The 22,634-nt window shown below is 67.6% G+C and carries 15 protein-coding genes and 1 tRNA gene; 8 read left to right on the forward strand and 8 right to left on the reverse strand.

Annotation, left to right across the window (positions count from 1 at the left end; translation table 11 throughout):
- Window positions 1-71: 71 nt before the first annotated feature.
- Both K9D25_RS03735 and K9D25_RS03740 read left to right on the forward strand, forming a co-directional pair.
- The gene (locus tag K9D25_RS03735; protein ID WP_244379334.1) at window positions 72-824 is read left to right on the forward strand and encodes a HugZ family protein; all 753 of its coding nucleotides are present in this window, start codon (window positions 72-74) and stop codon (window positions 822-824) included.
- A 117-nt stretch (window positions 825-941) separates the two neighbouring features.
- A complete protein-coding gene (locus tag K9D25_RS03740; protein ID WP_244379335.1) occupies window positions 942-2,426 on the forward strand; it encodes a phosphoenolpyruvate carboxykinase (ATP) in 1,485 nt (494 codons plus the stop codon).
- Window positions 2,427-2,441: 15 nt separating this feature from the next.
- On the opposite strand, the gene K9D25_RS03745 is transcribed toward K9D25_RS03740, so the two are convergent.
- Window positions 2,442-3,893 (reverse strand): sodium:proton antiporter, encoded by a 1,452-nt coding sequence (locus tag K9D25_RS03745; RefSeq protein WP_244379337.1) that lies wholly within the window; start codon window positions 3,891-3,893, stop codon window positions 2,442-2,444.
- Between the two features lie 282 nt (window positions 3,894-4,175).
- On the opposite strand from K9D25_RS03745, the gene recR reads away from it, so the two are divergent.
- Window positions 4,176-4,781, forward strand: coding sequence for a recombination mediator RecR (recR, locus tag K9D25_RS03750; protein WP_244379339.1), 606 nt, complete (start codon window positions 4,176-4,178; stop codon window positions 4,779-4,781).
- 17 nt (window positions 4,782-4,798) lie between these two features.
- Here recR and K9D25_RS03755 read toward each other — a convergent pair whose 3' ends face one another.
- The 7 genes from K9D25_RS03755 to K9D25_RS03785 all read right to left on the reverse strand — a co-directional run bounded on the left by K9D25_RS03755 (window position 4,799) and on the right by K9D25_RS03785 (window position 18,884).
- Window positions 4,799-6,145 carry an AmpG family muropeptide MFS transporter gene (locus K9D25_RS03755; protein WP_244379341.1) on the reverse strand — a complete coding sequence of 449 codons (1,347 nt, stop codon included), beginning with the start codon at window positions 6,143-6,145 and terminating at the stop codon, window positions 4,799-4,801.
- 115 nt (window positions 6,146-6,260) lie between these two features.
- Entirely contained in the window at window positions 6,261-7,061 is an 801-nt protein-coding gene (locus tag K9D25_RS03760; RefSeq protein WP_244379343.1) for a SapC family protein, read from the reverse strand.
- A gap of 184 nt (window positions 7,062-7,245) precedes the next feature.
- Complete coding sequence (locus K9D25_RS03765) at window positions 7,246-8,163, reverse strand: transglutaminase family protein (RefSeq protein ID WP_244379345.1); 918 nt, start codon at window positions 8,161-8,163, stop codon at window positions 7,246-7,248.
- The gene (locus K9D25_RS03770; protein ID WP_244379347.1) at window positions 8,160-10,673 is read right to left on the reverse strand and encodes a circularly permuted type 2 ATP-grasp protein; all 2,514 of its coding nucleotides are present in this window, start codon (window positions 10,671-10,673) and stop codon (window positions 8,160-8,162) included. The genes K9D25_RS03765 and K9D25_RS03770 overlap by 4 nt, the downstream gene beginning before the upstream one ends.
- 143 nt (window positions 10,674-10,816) lie before the next feature.
- On the reverse strand, window positions 10,817-14,128 hold the full coding sequence (locus tag K9D25_RS03775; RefSeq protein ID WP_244379352.1) for a DUF2126 domain-containing protein: 3,312 nt from the start codon (window positions 14,126-14,128) through the stop codon (window positions 10,817-10,819).
- A 279-nt stretch (window positions 14,129-14,407) separates the two neighbouring features.
- Complete coding sequence (locus K9D25_RS03780) at window positions 14,408-17,605, reverse strand: efflux RND transporter permease subunit (protein WP_244379361.1); 3,198 nt, start codon at window positions 17,603-17,605, stop codon at window positions 14,408-14,410.
- A 109-nt stretch (window positions 17,606-17,714) separates the two neighbouring features.
- The gene (locus K9D25_RS03785; protein WP_244450785.1) at window positions 17,715-18,884 is read right to left on the reverse strand and encodes an efflux RND transporter periplasmic adaptor subunit; all 1,170 of its coding nucleotides are present in this window, start codon (window positions 18,882-18,884) and stop codon (window positions 17,715-17,717) included.
- Between the two features lie 545 nt (window positions 18,885-19,429).
- Here K9D25_RS03785 and K9D25_RS03790 point away from each other — a divergent pair.
- The 5 genes from K9D25_RS03790 to K9D25_RS03810 all read left to right on the forward strand — a co-directional run bounded on the left by K9D25_RS03790 (window position 19,430) and on the right by K9D25_RS03810 (window position 22,590).
- The gene (locus K9D25_RS03790; RefSeq protein WP_244379363.1) at window positions 19,430-19,819 is read left to right on the forward strand and encodes a hypothetical protein; all 390 of its coding nucleotides are present in this window, start codon (window positions 19,430-19,432) and stop codon (window positions 19,817-19,819) included.
- Between the two features lie 250 nt (window positions 19,820-20,069).
- Window positions 20,070-20,159 (forward strand) — tRNA-Ser (locus K9D25_RS03795).
- Window positions 20,160-20,554: 395 nt separating this feature from the next.
- Window positions 20,555-21,466, forward strand: coding sequence for a DUF4238 domain-containing protein (locus K9D25_RS03800; RefSeq protein ID WP_244379364.1), 912 nt, complete (start codon window positions 20,555-20,557; stop codon window positions 21,464-21,466).
- Between the two features lie 120 nt (window positions 21,467-21,586).
- Window positions 21,587-22,129 (forward strand): hypothetical protein, encoded by a 543-nt coding sequence (locus K9D25_RS03805; protein WP_244379366.1) that lies wholly within the window; start codon window positions 21,587-21,589, stop codon window positions 22,127-22,129.
- Between the two features lie 5 nt (window positions 22,130-22,134).
- On the forward strand, window positions 22,135-22,590 hold the full coding sequence (locus tag K9D25_RS03810) for a competence protein CoiA (protein ID WP_244379368.1): 456 nt from the start codon (window positions 22,135-22,137) through the stop codon (window positions 22,588-22,590).
- Window positions 22,591-22,634: the final 44 nt, after the last annotated feature.

Consider the following 22,634-nt stretch of genomic DNA (forward strand, 5'->3'; position numbering starts at 1 on the left):
ATCCACACCGCCGGGTTGACGGCGGGCGCCGCCGCGCACACCTCTTGAGACCCGACAGGCGGAGCTTTCCCATGGCAGCGATCCCGACCACGCCCGACACCTTCGATGCGGCCCGCGCCGTCAAGCGGCTCGTCCGCGAGAGCCAGACGGGGGCGCTCGCCACGCTTGATGCCGATGGCGCGCCCTATGCCTCGCTGGTGCAGCTCGCCACCCTGCCGGACGGGGCGCCGCTGCTACTGCTTTCCCAGCTGGCCCGCCATACGGTCAATCTGCAGCGCGATTCCCGCGTCTCGCTGCTGGTCGATGAGCACCGCACCGGCGACGAACTGCAGGGCGCCCGCGCCGGGCTGAAGGGGCGCATCGCGGCGCTGACCGAGCCGGAGGCCATCGCCACCGCGCGCCGCCGCTATCTCGCCCGCCACCCGGATGCGGCGGGCTTCGCCGGCTTCAGCGACTTCGCCTTCTATCGGCTGGAGGTGGAAAGTGCGCATCTCGTCGCCGGCTTTGGCCGGATCAAGGATGTGGACGGGGCCGCGCTCGCCACCCGCATCGATGACGCCGCCAGCGTTCTGGCGGCCGAAGAAGGCGCGGTGGCGCATATGAATGCTGACCATGCCGACGCCATCCAGCTCTATGCGCTCCACCTCATCGGCACCGGCCCCGGGCACTGGAAGCTGGTCGGGCTCGATCCCGAAGGCTGCGACCTGATGGACGGCACCCAGGTCCGCCGGCTCGATTTCGGCCAGCGCGTCACCAATGCGCAGGAAATGCGCGCGGCGCTGGTCGAGCGCGCCAATGCCGCGCGCGCTTCGGCGGTGCAATAGAACCTTCAGCGGCGCATAATCCCCGGTTTGGCCACATAATCGACCCGGAATTTCGCGCAAAACGCCCCTTTGGGCTCCCATGGTCCCGCCTCCTGTCATGCGTAGGAGGAGCCGACCGTGAATCAAACCGGCACGCAGAGCGACCATTCCGGCCTTGAGGGGCTCGATCCCGCCGGCACCGGGCGGGTGTTCTGGAATCTGGGCAGCGCCTATCTGTGCGAACGGGCCGTGGCGCGCGGCGAGGTACGGCTGTCTCATACCGGCGCGCTGGTCGTCACCACCGGCACGGCCGGGCAGCCCCTCGCTCTCGCGCGCGTCGACGACGCGGCAGAGGGCGGGGAGACGGCCGGCGCGACGGATGCTTCGGCGCTGACCCGCGCGCAGTTCGAGGCGCTGAAGGCCGACCTGCTCGCCTATGTCGCCCGCCGGACCCTGTTCGGTCAGGACGTCAGCGTGGAGGCCGGCCCGGCCGGCGGCATCGCGGTGCGGATCCTGTCGGATCAAGCCTGGCACGCGCTGGTCGCCCGTCATCTCCTGCGCCCGCGCGCGACGGCGGCGGACGCGGACGTGCCGCGCCTCACCGTGCTGTGCGCGCCGGGCTTCCGCCCCACGCCCGAGACCCATGGCGTCGCCGCCGAGGGTGCGCTGGCGCTGGACCTCGCCAACGGCCTCGCGCTTATTGCCGGCACCGGCCGCGGCGAGACGCTGCGCGCGGCGCTCGCCCATCTCCTCGCGGAACCGCTACTGGCGGCGGGTGTGCTGCCGCTCGAAGGCGCGGCCCGCACCGGGGCGGACGGCGCGATCTCCCTGCTGCTCGGCGCCTCCGGTGCCGGCAAGAGCGCGCTGGCGCAGGGCATGGCGGAAGAGGACGGCGCGCTGCCACGCCTCGACGGCGCGCTCGGCTGGGGCGACGAGGGGCTCGTCGCTTTGGAAGCCGGCACCTTTGCACACCCGGCGGACCTGGCCACCGCACCGGAGGCGGCGCGCTTCGGCACCGTGCTGGAGAATATAGCGCTCGACCCGGCAACGCGCGTGCCCGACTTTGACGCGACGGGCACCGGCGCCCGGATCATCCTCCCCACCGCCACCGCGCACGCGCCAACGCTCGGCGCGCCGGCGCATCTGTTCATGCTGGTGCAGGATGAAGAGGGCGTCCTGCCCGCCCTCGCCCGGCTAAGCGCGGCGCAGACACCCGGCGCGTTCCTTGAGGCCACCGGCCTCGCCGCGCCGCATCTCGCGCGGCTGCACACGCTGCTGGAGCGCCATACGCCGGTCTGTTGGCTGGTGAATACGGGCCGGACCGGCGGCGACGCCGAGCGCCGCGTGCCGCTGGAGGTCAGCCGGCGGCTGGTCGCCGCGGCCCAGATGGGTGAGCTGGCCTCGGGCGAGTGGCGCACCGACCCGCATCTGGGTCTCCACGTGCCCGCCGCTGTGGAGGGCATCGACCCTGCCCTGCTCGATCCTGCTAGAGGATGGGCGAACCGTGGCGATTATCTCGCCGCCGCCCGCCGCTGGACGCAGCGCCTCGCCGCCCCGCTTGCCGACAAGGAGATCGCCTCCGGCACGGTCGCAACGCCGGGAATGGCGGTGGCGGCGGAGTAGCGCCGCCACCCGGCGTCAGAGGAAATACAGCCAGGTGAGCAGCGCGAAGCAGGGCAGCAGGAACACGCCCGACCACGCCATGTAGCCGAAGAAGCTCGGCATGGCGACGCCGCGCCCCTTGGCGATGGCCAGCACCATGAAATTGGGGGCGTTGCCGATATAGGTCAGCGCCCCCATGAACACGGCGCCGGCCGAGATCGCCTCCAGCGTCACCGGCAGGCGCGTCATCAATTCCTGCGCGTCGCCGCCGGCGAGGTTGAAGAAGACGAGATAGGTCGGCGCATTGTCGAGGAAGCCGGAGAGCAGGCCGGTCATCCAGAAATAGCCGGCATTCACCGGCCCACCCGCCTCGTCCGTCACCAGCGCCACCAGCGGCGCCAGCGCCCCCGCCGAGCCCGCCCGCAAAATGGCAATGACGGGGATGATGGTGAGGAAAATCGCGGCGAACAGCTTCGCCACTTCGCGGATCGGCTCCCAGTCGAAGCCGTTGCGCTCGCGGATGAAGGCCGGGGTGATGGCGATGGAAATCCCCGCCAGCACCAGAAGGCTCAGATCGCGGGCGATGGAAGGCAGCGGCACATGGGTGCCGAGAATGTTGAACTCGATGCCCGGCTTCCACAAAGCGCTCATCAGGATGGCGGCGATGACACCGGCCAGCAGCGGCAGGTTGCGCAGGCCCCGCAGGCCGAGCCGCTCCGTGTCCGGCGTCGGGTCAGGCTTTCGCGGCAGATTCTCCTCGCGGGCGTAGAAATAGCGGTCGAGCAGATAGAACGCCCCGAGCAGCAGCGCCGCAACCAGCGCCGTGTCGTGGAACAGGTGCTGGGTGGTCCAGAAGAAATCGACGCCCTTGAGGAAGCCGAGGAACAGCGGCGGATCGCCGAGCGGGGTGAGCGAGCCGCCAATATTCGAGACGAGGAAGATGAAGAACACCACGGTGTGGACATTGTAGCGGCGGTCGTCATTGGCACGCAGCAGCGGGCGGATCAGCACCATGGACGCGCCGGTGGTACCGATCAGGCTCGCCAGCACCGTGCCGATGGCGAGCAGCGCGGTGTTCACCCCCGGGCTGCCATGCAGATTGCCGGTGAGCAGGATGCCGCCGGAAATGGTGAACAGCGCGAACAGCAGGATGATGAAGGGGATGTATTCGAGCAGCGCCGCATGCGCCACCTCATAGGTCGCGAGCCCGGCGCCATGGGTGGCGACGAAGGGCACCAGGAAGGCCAGCGCCCAGAACAGCGCCACCTTGCCGTAATGATGGTGCCAGAACGCGCCTGCGATCAGCGGGATGATGGCGATGGAAAGCAGCATGCCGACGAAGGGAAGGCCCCAGAGCAGCGGCAGGCTCGCCCCGTCAATACCCATGCCCTCGGCCGCCTGGGCCGGGCCACCCATCGCCAGCAGGGCGGGAGCGCAGGACGCGGCAAGGCATGCAAGGGCGCGGGCGGCGGCTTTCGTCGTCGTCATCTTCTTCCCCGGTCGGCTGGCGTCACTGGATTCGGGGTTAGCAACCCCCTCGCCGGGTGTCGAGCAAAACCGGAGGACGCACCTATATAACGGGCGCCGACGACGGCACCCGCCCTGGACCCCGACCGCCCCTTTGCGGCCCGCGCCCGCCTGCGCTAGAGCATTTTCGAGCGAAGCGGTTTCCGGTTCGCGAGAAGAAAATGCGTTCAGACAATAGGCTAGTGCCCTTGCGGGCTCTGGACCAAAGCCGGCCGGTGCTCCCCGACCGGCGATGAGGATGCCATGCCCCGCGCCGTCGCCGGCCCCGAGATCGAACGCCTGATCCAGCTGCTCGCCCGCGTGCCGGGCCTCGGGCCGCGTTCCGCCCGCCGCGCCGCGCTGCACCTGATCAAGAAGCGCGAACAGCTGATGAGCCCGCTCGCCAGCGCCTTTGGCGAGGTGCTGGGCAAGATCTGCACCTGCCGCGTCTGCGGCAATATCGATGTGCGCGATCCCTGCTCGATCTGCTGCGACGACACACGCGACCCGACGCTGCTGGTGGTGGTCGCCGATGTCGCCGACCTTTGGGCGCTGGAGCGCGCGGCGGCGCTGAACGCCCGCTATCATGTGCTCGGCGGCACGCTCTCCCCGCTCGACGGCATCGGCCCGGAAGAACTCAACCTCGCCGCGCTGGTGGCGCGGGTGCAGGGGGGCGCGGTGAGCGAGGTGCTGCTGGCGCTCGGCGCCACGGTCGACGGGCAGACCACCGCCCATTACATCACCGAGCTTCTGCGCGAGACGCCGGTGAAGGTCACCCGCCTCGCCCATGGCGTGCCGGTGGGCGGCGAGCTCGATTATCTCGACGAGGGCACGCTCTCGGCGGCAATCCGGGCGCGCACGAGTTCCTGACCGCCGCTTCGGTCCATCTATAGCTTCGCCGCCGCCAGTTCGCGGAAATGGCCGCGCGCCTGCAGATAGGCGAGCAGCGCCAGCCCCGGCAGGGCGGCGAGCGCGGTGATGGCGAAGAACACCATCCACCCCGTTGCCTCGGCGACGAAGCCGGCGGAGGAGGCGAGGAAGGTGCGCCCCACCGCCGCCAGCGCGGTCAGCAGCGCGTATTGGGTCGCGGTATGGGCGCGATTGCCACACAGCGCCGAGATATAGGCGACGAAGATCACCGTGCCGATGGCGCCGGTGAAGTTCTCGACCACGATGGTCGCGGTCAGCGCCGGCACATTCACCCCCACCCAGGCCTGCCAGGAAAAGGCGAGGTTGGAGAGCATCTGCAGCAGGCCCGCCACCCACAAGGCGGTGGCGAGCGGCAAAGCGCGGGCGATCACCCCGCCGGCGAAACCGCCGAGCAGCGCCGCCGCGAAGCCCACGCCCTTCACCACGCCGGCATAGGTCGCCTTGTCGAAGCCGATATTGATGACGAACGCCCCGGTCAGCGCCCCGGCAAAGGCATCGCAGAATTTGAACAGCACCACGAACAGCAGGATGGCGATCGCACTGTTGCGGGTGAGGAACTCGGCGAAGGCTCCCACCGCCGTCGTACCGATGCGGCGGAAGACGTTTTCATCGTGCCGGATCGCCGGCGCCCCGGCGGGCTCCTTCGCCAGCAGCGCCGCGAGCAGGCCGACACCGACCATGGCGGCGGCGGCGAGATAGCCCCACGCCCACACATCGGCGCGCGGCACGCCCAGCACCTCGAACCACGCCACCAGCAGCACCACGCCGGCGCCGGAGGCCAGCATGCCGACGCGGTAGGCGGCGACATAGCCGGCCATGCCGGCGGCCTGCTCGCGCACCTCCAGGCTCTCGACGCGGAAGGCATCGACCACGATGTCCTGCGTCGCCGAGGCGGTCGCGACCAGAAGCGCGCCCAGCGCGACATGCCAGGGCGCGTTCACCGGGTCCTGAAACCCGAGCCAGGCGACGGCGAGGATCAGCAGCAGCTGGGTGAACACCAGCCAGCCGCGCCGTCGCCCCAGCCAGCGCCCGAGCAGCGGCACGTCCAGCGCATCGACCAGCGGCGCCCAGATGAACTTGAAATTATAGGGCACCCCGACCAGCGCGAAGAGGCCGATCGTGGTGAGGTTCACCTGCGCCTCGGCCATCCAGATGGTCAGCGTGGCGCCGGAAAGCGCCAGCGGCAGGCCGGAGGAAAAGCCCAGCAGCACGACGATCAGCACGCGCCGGCGCAGATAGACCGCGAGGCTGGCGAGAAAGCCGTCCTCGTCGCGGGCGGGATCGGTGCGGGCGGTGTCGGTCATGGTCAGCGGTCTCGATGGCGGGCGCGCCGGCGCGCGATTCGGGCTGCGTCCCGCCTATCTCTAAAGCGCTTTGTCGGCGGATTGAATCGCCAAGGCGCCCCGCAGGCGCCGCGCCTCAGTGCGCGGCGTCGGCGCGGACGCGGGCGGACATGTCCACCAGTTCGCGCCAGCGCTGCTGCGACGCGATGTGCAGAACGATGAGGTCGAGCCAGCCTTTGGCGTGAAACTCGACCACGGCGGCCGCTGGCAGCGCCCGGAACGCCGCTTCATCGACGAGCTGGAAGCCCTGCACCACCGCCCGGCCGGCATCGGCATAATTGACCTGCGCGCTGCGCGGCACCAGCAGGCGCTTGTCCTTCAGCGCCTGAACGAAGGCCAGGGTGCGGGCGTGTTCGGTGGCATAGGCCTCGCACAGCGCCATCGCCGACTGGCTGGTCCGTGTGGCCCCGCCCCGGAGGTCGAACAGCATGTCGGCCTCCTTCTCGCCCTCGTCCGCCAGCCGGTCGCTGGCGAGATCGACGCCCAGCATGGTGGCCCCGTCATTCTCGGCGGTGATGCCGATGAAGGGGTAGCGCCGGACATAGCCGGGAATGTAGCTGCCGCCGCGCCAGCGCCCGTCCGCCTCGACGAACAGATTCTGCTCGGCGGCAACGCCCGTCACCGCCAGCGGCATCGCGCCCTCGTCGCTGGCAAAGACAATGGGATAGTCGCGCACGGCCGCCGCGAACTCGCCGACCACCAGCGGAAGCGAGGTCGCGCGGCCGGCGAAACGGAAATCCACCGCGCGCCGAAGGCTGAGCCGCGCATGGTTCTGGAAGCGCAGCAGCGCCGGCTGCCGGTAGAACAGCGGCAGCGGGGCCGCAGCGGCGGCGCTGGTCTTGCGGGTCTTGGGCGCTTTCGAGGGCGTTTTCGTCATGGCAGGGCCTTTCGCGAAGCGGAGCGAGGGACGGCCCTGTCAGACGGGTGCGTCCGGCGGCGCCGGGCACCCCGCAGCCTTCGGCGAGAGAGTTCGTGGCGCCCCGCCGGAATTACCTGATCGGCCGGGGCGCGACAACCATTCTTACCTCCGCACGACCGCGAGCAACCGCGCCAGCACCGTCTCAGGCCGGCGGCACGGCCGGACCCTTGCGCGCCGGCTCTTCCGGCATGGGGATCACATCCACCTCGACCTTGAGCTTCTGCCGGCCCGAGCCAAACACCACGCCACCAATCGGGGCGACATCGGTGTAGTCGCGCCCCACCGCCAGCACGACGTGATCAGTGGCGACGGTGAGCGCGTTGGTCGGGTCGAGCCCCTGCCAGCCGATCGCGTCCCCGCACCACACCGCCACCCAGGCATGGGTAGCGTCGGCGCCCTGCAGCCGTTCCTTGCCGGGCGGCGGCTCGGTGCGCAGGAAGCCGGAGACATAGGCCGCCGGCAGGCCGAGCCCGCGCAGGCCGGCGATCATGATATGGGCGAAGTCCTGGCACACCCCCGCCCGCATCTCGAACGCCTCCAGCGGCGGGGTCGAGACATCGGTGGCGCGCGGGTCATAGGTGAACTCCGCATGGATGCGGTTCATCACCTCGATGCAGGCGGCGAGCATCGGCCGGCCGGGCGGGAAGCTCGTGGCCACCCATTCGGTGATCGCCGGGCTCAGCGGCACGGCGGGGCTGGGAAACAGGAAATGCGCCGGCGACCGGCCGGAGAGATCGAGGCTCGCATTCGCCGCCGCGCGCGTTTCCTCCCAGGAGGGGCCGGAATCGGCCGCGATGTCGGCCGGCGCGTCCACCTCCACCCGCGCCCGCGTCTTGACGACGAAGCTGCGATGCGGCGTCTCGATGCGGATATGCACGACCTTGTTGCCGAAGAAATCGCGGGTCTCGGTCCATTCCACCGGCTCGGGCTCGACGGCGAAATGACTGGCGACGACGCGCTGGTTCGGCCGCTCCACCGGCACCATCCGCACCACATGGCGCGCCACCGGCACGGAGGAGGCATAGGAATAAGTGGTGGCCTGGTGGATGTCGTATTTCATGCCTGGAGGTCCCATGGCGTTTCCACCGGCTGGCGGTGGATGAAATAGCGCTCCGCCACGTCGTTGGAGAGCTCCATCAGCTGGGCCTCGACCTTGGCGAGCCGCGCATCGTCGAACTCCACCGCGTCGAATGCCTTCATGCTCGCGGACAGCCGGGCGACAAGCCGCTCCTCCGGCGGAGGCAGCGCGTCGCCGGCATGGCCGGGCAGCACGTCGAGATGGTCGCTGATGGCGGCGATCTGGAAGGCGAGCGAGCGCGGATTCACCGGGTCCAGCAGCACGAGGTCGAGCACCGGCGCGCGGCTTTCCACCATCACATAGCGCGAGCGATAGGTGATCTGGCTGTCGCACAGCTCCAGCAGCACGTCGAGCGTGCTGGCGCTCGGCGTCTCGCCCACCAGCGCGCGGGCGAAGCGGCACACGGCGATGCCGCGCTCGATGCGGCGGCCGAGATCGAGGAAGCGCCAGCCGGCGAGCCGGTTCATGTTCTCCGAGGCGAGGCCGGAAAAGGCGGCGAGCGCGCGCAACGCCCGGTCGGCGCGCTCATAGGCGTCCGGCTCGGCGCTGCCCGGCGCCACCGGCTCGTCCAGGCTCAGGCCGAGATCGGCCAAAGTGCGCCAGGCATCGGGGGAGAGCCGGTCGCGGATCACCGAGGCGGTGTGGCGGGCGCTGTCGATGAGGTTGGGAAGGGCGCCCGGCCGCTCGCGCCCGGCCAGCGCGGCCAGCACATGGCGGATCGGGCGGGCGCGCGTCAGCTCGTCCGGCACCGCCCCCCAGGATTGCAGCAGGTCGAGCAGCGCCGGCACCGAACCGCCGCCGCCATCGGCGGTTGAGGAGAGCCGCCCGGCCAGCGTGCGCAGCAGGCGCAGCGTGCATTCGGCGCGCTCGACATAGCGCCCCAGCCAGAAGAAATTATCCGCCGCGCGGCTCGGAAGCGGCCCGGTCTGGCGCTTCACCTCCACCGTGTCGGGCGCCGGCAGCAGCGTCGTCTGCTCCACCGGCGCGGCGTCCAGCACCCACACATCGGCCGAACGGCCACCGCCCTGCATCGAGACGGCGCGGGAATCGAGCGTGTCGGAGACGCGGCAGAAGCCGCCGGGCATCACCGTCCAGCCGGCCTCGGTGGCGGCGACGAAGATGCGCAGGATGAAGGGGCGCGGCTCCAGCCGCCCGTTGCTCCACACCGGCATGGTGGAGAGGCGCACCGCCTCCTGCCCGACAATATCCACGCCGCGGGTGCGGATGGCGCGCTCCACCGCCGCACGCTGGGCGGGATCGAGATCGGCGCCGATCACCGGCCCGTTCTCCAGCGCCCCCGGCACCGGCCGGCGGAAGGCGGGCGAGATGACGAGATCGTCGAGGCTGTCGAGGACGCGCTCGCGCTCGGCCGGCTGGCCACACCACCAGGTCGCGATATTGGGCAGGATCGGCGCCTCGCCCAGCACCTGCTGGCCGAGACGCGGCAGGAAGCCCATCATCGCCGGCGCCTCTACCACGCCGGCGCCGAGCGCGTTCGCCACCGCCACCCCGCCGGCGCGGATCGCCTGCATCAGCCCGGGCACGCCGAGATGCGAGGAGGGGTTGAGCTCCAGCGGGTCGGCGTAATCGGCGTCGAGGCGGCGCAGCAGCACGTCGACCCGCTTCAGCCCGGCCACGGTGCGGACATAGACGACATTGTCGCGCACAGTGAGGTCGTCGCCTTCCAGCAGCACGAAGCCGAGATAGCGCGCGAGATAGGCGTGCTCGAAATAGGTCTCGTTCAGCGGACCGGGGGTGAGCAGCCCCACCCGCCCCTCGCCGGAGCGGTCGAGCTTGGTCAGCCCGGCCCGCAGCCCCTGGAAATAGCCGGCCAGCCGCATGACGTTGAGCGAGCGGGCAAGGTCCGGCAGGGCGCGGGCGATGGCGATGCGGTTCTCCAGCGCGTAGCCGGCACCGGAAGGCGACTGGGTGCGGTCTGAGAGCACCCACCAGCGCCCGTCCGGCCCGCGACCAAGATCGGCGGCATAGATTTTCAGGAAGCTGCCACCATGCGGATCGACCCCAACCATGGGGCGCAGGAAATCGGGATTGCCCGCCACCGCTGCCGCCGGCAGCGCGCCGGCGCGCACCAACTGGCCCTCGCCATAGAGATCGGAGAGCAGCCCTTCCAGCATCTGCGCGCGCTGGATCAGGCCGCGCTCCAGCGCCCGCCATTCCGCCGCGTCGATGACGAGCGGCAGATGCGAGATCGGCCAGGGCCGCTCGCCACCATTGGGATCGTCATAGACGCGGTAGAACACGCCGGAGCGGTAGAGATGCCGGTCGGCGGCGCGGAAGCGGCGGTTGACCTCCTCCACGCCCATTTCGGCAAGGGCGGCCAGAAGCGAGGTCCAGTGCGCGCGCGGGCGCCCCTCGCCGTCCACGAGCTCATCGTGGACGCCGGGCAGCGGCTTGTACTGCGCCAGCAGCGCCTCAACGGCCGCTTCCTCGAAGCGGCGCGTGCGCGCCTGCGGCTCCGTGCGACTGGGCATGGCTCCCTCTCAGCCCGGCAAAGGATGGGCATACCATCCCCGCGCCGCTGCCGCACGCCCCGTCCCCGCCAAACCGCCCGCCCCGGCCCTGACGGAGCGGCACTGTGGCAGGAAGGAAGCAGACCCGACCGCCATCGCCCGCGTCAGATCCGCGCCGGGCGGCGCAGGTCCAGCGTCGCCGGAAATTCGGTGGACGGCTCCTCCGCCGGGATGAAGAGATAGCCCGGCGTGTGGCCATGATCCTGGAAGCGCGCCAGCCGGCGGGCCTGCGCCTCATAGGAATTGACCGGGAAGGTCTCGTAGTTGCGCCCGCCGGGATGGGCGACATGGTAGACGCAGCCGCCCAGCGAGCGGTTCGACCACAGATCGACGATGTCGAAGGTGAGGGGTGCCTGCACGGGAATGGTCGGGTGCAGGCCGGAGGCCGGCTGCCACGCCTTGAAGCGCACCCCGGCGACATATTCGCCGAAGCGGCCCGTCGGCATCAGCGGCAGGCGCCGGCCATTGCAGGCGACGACATGGCGGGCCGGGTTGAGCCCTTCCACCCGCACCTGCAGCCGCTCTACCGAGGAATCGACGAAACGCACCGTGCCGCCAATCGCGCCCTCCTCGCCCATCACATGCCAGGGTTCCAGCGCCTGCCGCAGTTCCAGCGTCACCCCGCCATGTTCCACCTGCCCGAAATAGGGGAAGCGGAATTCGCGCTGCGCCTCGAACCACAGCGGGTCGACGCGGTAGCCGGCGCGGGCGAGATCGGCCAGTACGTCCTGGAAATCGGCCCAGACGAAATGCGGCAGCATGAAGCGGTCGGCCAGCGCCGTGCCCCAGCGCACCAGCGGGCCTTCCTGCGGCGTGCGCCAGAACCAGGCGATGAGCGCGCGCAGCAGCAATTGCTGGGCGAGCGACATGCGCCAGTCCGGCGGCATTTCAAACGAGCGGAACTCGACAAGGCCGAGCCGGCCCGTCGGCCCGTCCGGCGAGAACAGCTTGTCGATGCAGATCTCGGAACGGTGGGTGTTGCCGGTGACATCGGTAAGCAGATTGCGGAACAGCCGGTCCACCAGCCAGGGCGGCGGCACGAGGCCCCTGCCCGGCGCGGGTACCTGCGCCATGGCGATTTCCAGCTCATAGAGACTGTCATGGCGCGCCTCGTCGACGCGCGGGGCCTGGCTGGTCGGGCCGATGAACAGGCCGGAGAACAGATAGGACAGCGCGGGATGGCGCTGCCAATAGGTGACCAGGCTTTTCAGCAGGTCCGGCCGGCGCAGGAACGGGCTGTCCGCCGGCGTTGCGCCGCCCACCACCACATGGTTGCCGCCGCCCGTGCCGGTGTGGCGGCCGTCGACCATGAATTTCTCGGTGCCGAGGCGGGTGAGGCGCGCCTCCTCATAGAGATCGCGGGTGATCTCGACGCAGGTCTGCCAATTGGCGGCGGGATGAACATTCACCTCGATGACGCCGGGATCGGGCGCGACGCGGATGACGTTGAGCCGCGGATCGACCGGCGGGGTATAGCCCTCGATATGCACGGGCAAGCCGAGTTCGTCCGCCGTCACCTCAATGGCGGCGAGCAGTTCGAGATAGTCCTCCAGCCGCTCGGTCGGCGGCATGAACACGCAGAGGCGTCCGTCGCGCGGTTCGATGGAAAGGGCGGTGCGCACCGCGCCGGTGCCGGTGAGCACCTGGTCGACCTGGTCCTGCGAGGGCTCCTCGCGCGCGGAGCGGCGGTAGAGCTGGTGCAGGGTTTCCGCATCCGGCAGGTCGCCGGAAATCGCCATCGGGTCGGCAGGGTTCACATAGGGGTAGGCGGCCGGCGGCACCCAGGGCAGGCTCGCCAGCGGCAGGCGGAAGCCGACCGGGGAATCGCCCGGCACCAGCAGCAGCCGCCCGCGGCGGAAGCGCCATTTCTCGCTGACCCAGCCGCGCACGCCGCGCGCCTGCCAGCGCTGGATCGGCAGCACATAGCCGCTGGGCTTGCCCAGACCGCGCTCGAACACGCGGGCAAAGCGCGCCCGCGCCTCGGCATCTTCCAGCTTGGTGTCGAACGGGTCGGCATTCTCCGGGAGCTCGCCCTCCTTCACCATCCAGTGGGCGGCGTCCTCATAGGCCGGCTCGGCATAGGCGGCGCCGACGCCGAGGCTGTCGGCCAGCGTGGTAATGAAGCGCTGCGCCTCGTCGATGGTCGCACCCTTCTGCGTCTCGACGGCGACGAGCGCCGGGTCGCGCCAGATCGGCTTGCCGTCCTTGCGCCAGTAGAGCGAGAAGGTCCAGCGCGGCAGGCTCTCGCCGGGATACCATTTGCCCTGGCCGTAATGCAGCATGCCGCCGGGGGCGAAGCGCGTGCGCAGGCGGCGGATCAGTTCGTCCGCCCGGGCGCGCTTGGTCGGCCCGACGGCCGAGGTGTTCCACTCCGCGCCCTGATAATCGTCGATGGAGATGAAGGTCGGCTCGCCGCCCATGGTCAGGCGCACATCCTGCGCCGCCAGATCCGCATCCACCCGGTCGCCGAGCGCGTCGAGCGCGGCCCAGGCCTCGTCGGAGAAGGGCAGCGTCACACGCGGCTTCTCGGCGACGCGGGTGACGCGCATGTCGAACTCGAACTCGGTCTTGGTGCCTTCCTCGGCGGAAAAGCCGCCGGTGATCGGCGCGGCCGACGACGGGCTCGGCGTGGCGCACAGCGGCAGATGGCTCTCGCCGCACAGCAGGCCGGAGGTGGGATCGAGGCCGATCCAGCCGGCGCCGGGCAGATAGACCTCGCACCAGGCGTGCAGGTCGGTGAAATCGACCTCGGTGCCGGTCGGCCCGTCCAGCGCCTTCACGTCGGGCTTGAGCTGGATGAGATAGCCGGAAACGAAACGCGCGGCGAGGCCGAGCCGGCGCAGCACCTGCACCAGCAGCCAGCCGGAATCGCGGCAGGAGCCGGAGGCGAGCGCCAGGGTCTCGTCCGGCGTCTGCACGCCCGGCTCCATGCGGATGAGATAGCCGACGCGGCCCTGGACCTTCTGGTTGAGCGCGACGAGATAATCGACGGTCATGGTCCCGTCGGCCGGGCGCACCTCCTCGACGAAGGCGTCGAGCAGCGCCCCGCCCTCCTCGCGCTCGAGATAAGGGATCAGTTCCTTGGCCAGCGCGGTCGGATAGGCGAAGGGCAGCGTCTCCGCATATTCCTCGATGAAGAAGTCGAACGGGTTGTAGACCGTCATGTCGGCGATGAGGTCGACCTCGACCCGGAACTCCGTGACCTTCTCCGGGAAGACGAAGCGGGCCATCCAGTTGCCGAACGGGTCCTGCTGCCAGTTCACGAAATGGTTCGAGGGCGTGACCTTGAGCGCGTAGCTCTTCACCGGGGTCCGGCAATGCGGCGCGGGGCGCAGCCGGATGATCTGCGGGCCGAGGGTGACCGGGCGGTCATAGCGGTAGGCCGTGACGTGATGCAGGCTGGCGAAGATTGTCATAGGCACCCACTGACCAACAAGGAGCACGGCGCCCACGCCCGGGGCGGGCGCGGCGGAACAACCGCGATCAACGCAGGAATCGTGCCGCAGGGCAATGGCCACCACGAGGGGCGTCAGGATCGGAGGCGAAGCGGGGCACCCGCACAGGCGGTCCCGCGAACCCGCCACGCGCCGCCGCTATCGCAGGCGCCGGAACGGCCCGCCGGCCGGCGGGCGGAAGTGCCGGGCGCCCACCGAAGCGTCACCCGGCTGCCGATAGTTGAGGCGACGGCGCCGTCCTCACGCCGCCGATTGCGGAGCCCCTTCGCCGCCAGCGGGCGGCACGGGGCCGGCAGGCGTGGTTCCGGCGGGCGTCTTGCCGCGCGCGCGCCATTCCTCGAAGCGCTGCAGCACCGTGTAGAAGGACGGCACGAACAGCACGGCGAGGCAGGTGGAGGCGAGCATGCCGGAGAACACCGCGATGCCGATCGACTTGCGCGAAGCCGCGCCGGCGCCCGTGGCCAGCACCAGCGGCAGCACGCCGAGGATGAAGGCGAAGGAGGTCATCAGGATCGGCCGGAATCGCAGCCGCGCCGCCTCCGTCGCCGCTTCGATGATCTCCATCCCCTCCGCCCGTTTCTCGCGCGCGAATTCCACGATCAGGATCGCGTTTTTCGCCGATAGGGCGATCAGCAGGATGAGACCGATCTGGGTGTAGAGATTATTGGCGAAGCCCAGCCCGGTGAGCGCGGCGACCGTGCCGAGCAGCGCCAGCGGCACGGCGAGCAGCACCGAGAAGGGCAGCACCCAGCTTTCATACTGGCCGGCCAGCACGAAATAGACCAGCAGGATGGCGAGGCCGAAGACGAAGTAAACCTCATTGCCGACCACCACTTCCTGATACGACATGGCCGTCCAGTCGAAGCCCATGCCCGGCGGCAGGGTCGAATCCGCGATCTGGTCCATGATCTGCAACGCCTGGCCGGAGGAGAAGCCGGGCGCCGGGCCACCCTGGATGGTGGTGGCGGGGTAGAGATTATAGAGCGTGATCAGCGGCGGGCCGAAAGCCGGCTCCACTTCCGCCAGCGTGCCGAGCGGCACCATCACCCCTTCGGGCGTGCGGATCTTCAGGTTGAGGATTTCCTCCGGCGTGCGGCGGAAATCGGCCTCGGCCTGGATATAGGCCTGGAAGGTCTGGCCGAACTCGTTGAACTGGGTGACGTAGCTCGACCCGACATAGCCCTGCACGGTCGAGAACACCTGGCCGACCGTGACGCCCAGCGTCTCCGCCTTGATGCGGTTGATCTTGAGCAGGAGCTGCGGAACGTTGGCGCGGAACGAGGTGGAGAGGCGCTGCAGCGCCGACTGGGTGGAGGCGTTGGCCAGAATCTGCTGCGTCACCGCCTGCAATTCGGCGAAGTCGAAGCTGCCGTCCTTCTGCTGCACCATCATGGTGAAGCCGGAGGCGTTGCCGACGCCCTGAATGGCCGGCGGCACCAGCACGAAGGTGAAGGCCTTGTCGACCTGCTGCAGTTCCTTGTTCAGCGTGTCATAGATGAAGCGCAGCCCGTGGCCGGCCTTGTCGCGCTCGTCCCAGGGGTCGAGCATGACATAGGCGACACCGCCATTGGGCAGGGTGGCGTTGTTGTCGAGCACCGAGACGCCGGAAATGGCGATCACGTCCTTCACGCCGGGCGTGGCGCCGGCGATCTTGGAAATCTGGTCCATCACCTCATTGGTGCGCTCCAGCGAAGCCGCGTCCGGCAGCTGCGCGCCGATCAGCACATAGCCCTGGTCCTCGGTCGGCAGGAAGCCGGTGGGCACGCGGGTAATGCCCCAGATGGCGAGGCCGATCAGCACCAACCCGACCGTGACCACCACCGCGCTGGCCTTCACCATGTGGTGGATCAGGCCGGCATACCAGTGTTCGGCTCGGTTATAGACGGCGTTGAAGCCGCGGTAGAAAAAGTTGCGTTGATCCTCCGGCACCGGCTTGCGCAGCCACAGCGCGCACTGGGTCGGCTTCAGCGTCATCGCGTTGATCGCCGAGATGAAGGCGGTGGCGGCGATGACGAGGGCGAACTGCTTGTACATCTGGCCGGTGAGGCCGGGCATGAACGCCGCCGGCAGGAACACCGCCATCAGCACCAGCGTGATGCCGATGATCGGGCCGAGCAGCTCGTCCATCGCCTTTTCCGCCGCCTCGCGGCCCGGCAGGCCACGCTCGATATGGCGCGCCACGCCCTCGACGATGACGATGGCGTCGTCGACGACGATGCCGATGGCGAGCACGATGGCGAACAGGGTGGAGAGGTTCACCGTGAAGCCCATCGCCGCCATGGCGGCGAAGGTGCCGATGATGGTCACCGGCACGGTGGTGGCGGGCACCAGCGTCGCCCGCCAGTCCTGCAGGAAGACGAGGATGACGACGAGCACGAGGATGCCGGCTTCGAACAGGGTCTTGTAGACCTCCGTCACCGAGGCGTTGACGAAGACCGTGGTGTCGAAGGGAACGGCATAGGCGAGGCCGGGCGGGAAGCTCTTGGCGAGCTGGTCCATCTTCGCGCGGACCTCGGTCGCCACCTGCAGCGAGTTGGCCTCGGGCAGCTGGTAGATGCCGAGCGCCGCCGCCGGCTTGTCGTTGAAGGTGAAGACCTGGCTGTAGGTCTGCGCGCCGATTTCCACCCGCGCTACATCGCGCAGGCGGGTGATGCGCCCGCCATCGGCGTTCGACACCTTGACGATGATGTTCTCATAGTCGGCGACATCGTTCAGCCGGCCGTCCATCAGCAGCGAGAACTGGAAGTTCTGCCCCTTCGGCACTGGCGGCATGCCGACCACGCCCGACGCCACTTCCTGGCTCTGCTGCTGGATGGCGTCGATGACGTCCTGCGGGGTGAGCTGGCGGGCCTGCAATTCATCCGGGTTCAGCCAGACGCGCATCGCGTATTGCCCGGCGCCGAACACCGCGACATTGCCGACGCCGTCGAGGCGGGCGATCTCGTTCTGCAGGTTGATGACGCCGTAATTGGCCAGGAACAGGCTGTCATAGCGGCCATCAGGCGAATAGAGCGTGACGAATTGCAGGATCGCTGTCGACTTGATCTGCGTGGTCACGCCCTGCACCTGCACCGCCTGCGGCAGCGAGGCGAGCGCGATGGCGACGCGGTTCTGCACCAGCACCTGCGCCATGTTGGGGTCGGTGCCGATGGCGAAGGTCACGGTCAGCGTGTAGGTGCCGTCGCTGGCGCTGGTGGACTGCATGTAGAGCATGTCCTCGACGCCGTTCACCTGCTGCTCGATCGGCAGCGCGACGGTGTCGACCATCGTGCGCGCGCTGGCGCCGGGATAGAGCGTCGTCACCTGGATGGTGGGCGGCACGACGTTGGGATATTGCGCCACGGGCAGCGAATAGAGCGCCACGGCGCCGATCAGCACGAAGACCAGCGCGAGAACGTTGGCAAGGACCGGCCGTTCGATGAAGAAGCGGGAGATCATGTGACGGGCCTTCGGTTCAAGCGGGCCGGAGCGGAAGTCGCGGGGCCGGTGGCAGTCGTTCGGCGTCTCGGATGGGTCCGGCCGCTGGCGGGCGGCCGGCGCCGGTCGGTCAGTTCGCCGGCTTGGCCGGCGCGTCGGTCTTCGTCTCAGGGGTCGCTGCGGCTGGCGCGGGCGCGGCGGCGCTCGCCGCCTTCGCCTCCACCGGCGCCACCTTGGTGCCCGGCGTCGCGCGCTGGATGCCGCCCACGACCACCCGATCGTCGGCGGCGAGGCCGGATTCGATCACGCGGTTCTCGCCGATCTGCTGGCCGGTGGTGACGATCTTCTGCTCGACCACATTGTCCTTGTTGACGACCAGCACATACTTGCCCTGCTGGGCGGTGCCGATCGCCGTATCGGCGACGAGGAAGGCGTTGGGAATCTGCTTGGCGGGAATGCGCACGCGCACGAACAGGCCGGGCAGCAGCGCCAGCTTCGGGTTGTCGAACACGCCGCGCACCAGCAGCGTGCCGGTGGCGGGATCGACCTCGGGCGACACATAGTCGAGCCGGCCCTTGTGCGGGTAGTCGTCGCCCTCGTTCTGCAGGCCGAGGTCGATCTCGATCTGCTTCACCTCCTCGATGGTCCGCCCCTGCGCCGCCAGCGCCTGCTTGATGCGCAGCACCTCGTTCTCGCCAATGTTGAAATAGGCGTAGATCGGGTCCATCTCGACGATGGTGGCGAGCGTGGTCGGCTGGCTGTGGCCCACGAGCTGGCCGACATCGGCGAGATGGCGGGTGACGATGCCGTCAAAGGGCGCGGTCACCGTGGTGTAGCCGAGATTGATGGTGGCGATCTCGACATTGGCCTTGGCCGCATCCACCGCGGCGACGGCCTCGTCCCGCGCCGCGCGCGCCTTGTCGACGGTGGCCTGCGAGGAGAAGTCCTGCTGGCCGAGCGTGGCCTGCCGCTGATATTCGGCCTCATTATTGGTCAGCTGGGCCTGGGCCGAGGCCAGCTGCGCCTTCGCCTGGTCGAGATCGGCCTGGTAGGTGTCCTGCTGGATGAGGAAGAGCCGGTCGCCCTTCTTCATCACCGCGCCGTCCTTGTAGTCGATCGACATCAGGAAGCCCTCGACGCGGGCGACGAGATCGACCGAGTTGATGGACGCGGTGTTGCCGGTGAACTGGAGATACTGCGTCACCGCCTGCTGCACGGGCGCGGCGACCGTCACCTGCGGCGGCGGGGGAGCGACATATTTGTTCTCTTCCGAGCACGCCGCCAGCATCACGGCCACCATGCCGACGCCGAGCCAGCCGGCTCCCGCACGCCATCGACCGGTCTTACTCACGCTCGGACCCATCCCACTCTCCCGTGGCGCCATTTCCGCCACCGGACTATACCGCCGACGGCCCCCTTGTCTAGTTGCACCGATCTTCACGTATTCAATAAAAAGAAACGTTACAGAAATAGAGACGCGCGAAATATACCTATGTTTTCTTGTCATTTCATGGCGCGCCAAGCCGGCCGAATCCGCGGGCAACCACCTATTCGTCGCATGAGCGCACGGGCAATAGTTCGGCTCTCCCGTCCTCCGCACGGCATCTGGGCACCATGGGCGCGAAGACCGTGGGAACGGTCAAATCGTGTCACGGCAGATCTTCCCACGCGCCCGACCGAGCGCCCCTCCCCCGCCCGCCCGCGCCGGTTCGCCCGCCGCTCGCGAGCCGTTCGCCGCATCCGGTCCAGCTCGACTTTTACCGCGCATCGACTAGGCTGCGCCGGCGCGGAGGGGCTCTGTCCCCGCCGCCGGTCCGAATGCCGCAGCCGACCGCGAGGCTCTTCATGTCGCTCTGTCTTTCATCCCACCGCGCCCGTCGCCTCGCCCCGTCGCTGGCCGCGCTCCTGGTGGCCGCGCTGTCCCTGCCGACGGTCGCCCGGGCGCAGAGCGGCGATGCCCGCTTCGCCGGGCTCGCGCTGTCGCAGGGCGACATCTTCACCAATGACGTGGGAACGGTGATCGGCGTCTCGGTGACCAACAGCACCGCCGCGACGGTGGGTTCGGTCGGCGTCACCTGCAGCTTCACCGTCAAGGGCAAGGCGGCGGGTTCGGCCAGCACCACCATCTACAACATCGTCGCCGGCGCGACCGGACAGGACCAGGTGCATCTGATGGGCCCCAGGGCCGATGCGGCCAGCTGCGCCATGACCTCCATCGGCAAGCCTCTCGATTAAGCCGCTCGACTGAGGGGCAGCGCGCGGGCGGGAAGCGGCCGCGCCGTCGCCTGATCCGCCCTTTTGCGACGATCGCGCGCCCCCGTTGACGTGGTGAAATCAGTGCTTTTCAACAGCCGGTGACGATTGCGTGTCGAACCCCTCGCGTGGCGCTTGCCACGGAAGCGGGCTTCGCTATATTCCGCGCCTCTTCGCTGGTTCGCGGGCACGCCCGCACCCCGCGCAGACACCCGGCCTAAGGGCCGGCGACGGAGGGGTGGCCGAGTGGTTGAAGGCGCACGCCTGGAAAGTGTGTATACGGGAAACCGTATCGCGGGTTCGAATCCCGCTCCCTCCGCCACGCAACTTATTGATTTATATACATAAAATGTGTTTAGGAGAATTTCGTGTAACTACGCGAAATGTCGAATGGAATTGGCGTGACAAAGTCTCCGACCGGATCAGTTGGGGTTGTATGTCGGGTTTTAAGCCGCGTTCCGGGCGCGAATTCTCCAGAGCCAGGAGACCCACTACGGTTGTGCCGATCTTTGCTGTGAGAGGATGCACATTGGCCAACAACTAGTTGTGCGGTCGTCGCCGAACGGTCTCGGGCCCCGACGAAAGACGAGCGGGACGCTAAACAGGAAAGCTGCTGTTTCTGTGACCATGAATAGGTCAGCACCTTCAGTTTGAACTGGAAACGATCGACGCGAACTTTTTTGTGTCTGCTACGCGAGCTTTGAGGCGATTTACGCTATGGGGAGGCAAGAGCCCCGCGACCACCACTATGCCCCGCAGTTTTATCTGCGGAACTTCGCAGCCGACCCCGCAAGGAGGAAGATCGCCGCAGTAGCGAAGAATGGACACGTAGCGGTTTGGTCGCACCGATCCATCGAACGGCTAGGCTTCGAGCGCGATTTTTACGTACACCTTAACCGTGGCGTGCCTATCTCGGTTGAGACCACGATCAATCGTCGGTTTGAGACCCCCATCTCAGCCAGCGAGACATGGGAAAAAGTAACCTCCGGGCGCGCCGACGCGCTCGATAAATCCGACCGGCCCATTCTTTATGCGCTGATCCGGCATCTGCACTCTCGGACTCCGCATGCTCGCGATACCATGCGCCAACTGGCGGAAATGGCCGGGTCGCCTGACAGTGAGATCGCATTCTCACTTGAAGAGCGCAGCATGTACAACGCTATGCGCATCTTGCCGGGTGGTTACAAGGCCTACATGAACCTCCGGTCTGCAAGCTTAGATTGGGCGGCAAACGAATTTGAGAGCTGTCTCATTACCGTCCTTCGTTCGCCTATCCCGTTAAAGACTTCGACCACACCGGTGCTGGCGATCAAGGTCCCGGCTCATCCCGCATTGAGCCTACCTCTTCCCGGGATGACCCCGCACATCCTAGTGCTGCCGCTCGCACCTTATACCTTGGTGACGCTAGCCATCGGTGACTTCGGCGGAGCTTTCTTGAACCAAGTCATGAGCCCCCAAGAGGCTCAGACATTTAATCTGCAGTATGTTGGCCAATTCGCCTTCTTCGATAATATTCGCCATCTGATCACCAGCCGTGATGGCCTCATCGAGGAACTAACTTGGGCGCCATATGACTTCGTGGAAGAGAACCCTCGGAAGGTCGTGTTCCGTCGGCGTTCAGAACGGTGATGCTGGGCTCGAAGAGATGGCCCTGCCATGATGCATTCCAAAGATCACTCCCCCGAGTTTCGACTCAACGGTTCGGGGATCAATTGACCCATAAGTCTGAATTCTGACTATACTGTACCTGTGATTCAGCCTGATTTTGCACTCACGCCGGAAGAGCAAAAACTGCTCGCCGAAATCAAGTTCAAGGTGTCGGAATTTTCCGGATACAAAGACGCGCAACGGAATGGAAAAACCGTGAACGCGCTAGTGAAATCTCTGCTAAAGCGTAAAGCCATTCCTGCTATTCGCGTTAAGTGGTTCACTGATCCAGAGCTTAACCCCGGTGGACGGGGAAAATCACGTAAGGACATATTCGACTGCAACGGCTCGTCCGGTGATGAAATGCTTGAGCATCCCAGCTTTCTGGAGTTTCTTTTCCGTTTCCTATGCGGTCCGGACTTACCCAAGGTCGCAATAACTACATTTCGAGCCGCCGTTGTCGGATACGGAAAAGTGACTTCTGGCGACATTGACGGCCTTCGAAAAACAGCCCGGTCTTTGACCAGGCAGTATCAGCTCAACGCTCATTCTGCCGCAGATGACTTTTACTTGCTCGCCCTGGAATGCGGTGTTTGGCATAGCTATGCGGAAAGCATTCGTGAAACCGTTCGCTCGGTGCGTTAGCAGCTATGCTGGGCGCTTTGCAAAACGGAACAAGGGTCGAAGCGGACGTCGCCGAACGAGGGCAAGCCTTCAACTGCCCAGGCTGCCGCCAAGCGGTGATACTGAAGCGCGGGAAAATTGTCACCGCTCATTTTGCCCATAAGCCGCCCGTGAGCTGCATTCTCGCGTTGGGGGAGACCCCGTTTCACCTCTTGGCCAAGAAGGTTTTCCAACAATCCTTCAGCGAGCGCGGCTTTGCAGCATATGCCGAATGGGAGGTGCTGTCGGTTGTTGGAGACCGCAGAGCGGATGTGCTCGTTCAGGGCCTTCACCCGCGATACCCGGTCGCATTTGAGATTCAGCACCAGTCGATCGACCAATCTATGATCGAACACCGGACCCAAGCATATATGGCTGCTAACATCCCGGTGATTTGGCTTGGGCTTCTTAAGCCAGAGGTGTTGATTTCCGTTGAGAAGTGACCCTGGATTTCCAGTGAGAAGTGACCCGGGCTGATGGTGGTCTT

The sequence above is a fragment of the Ancylobacter polymorphus genome (genome assembly GCF_022836935.1).
Lineage (GTDB): Bacteria > Pseudomonadota > Alphaproteobacteria > Rhizobiales > Xanthobacteraceae > Ancylobacter > Ancylobacter polymorphus_A.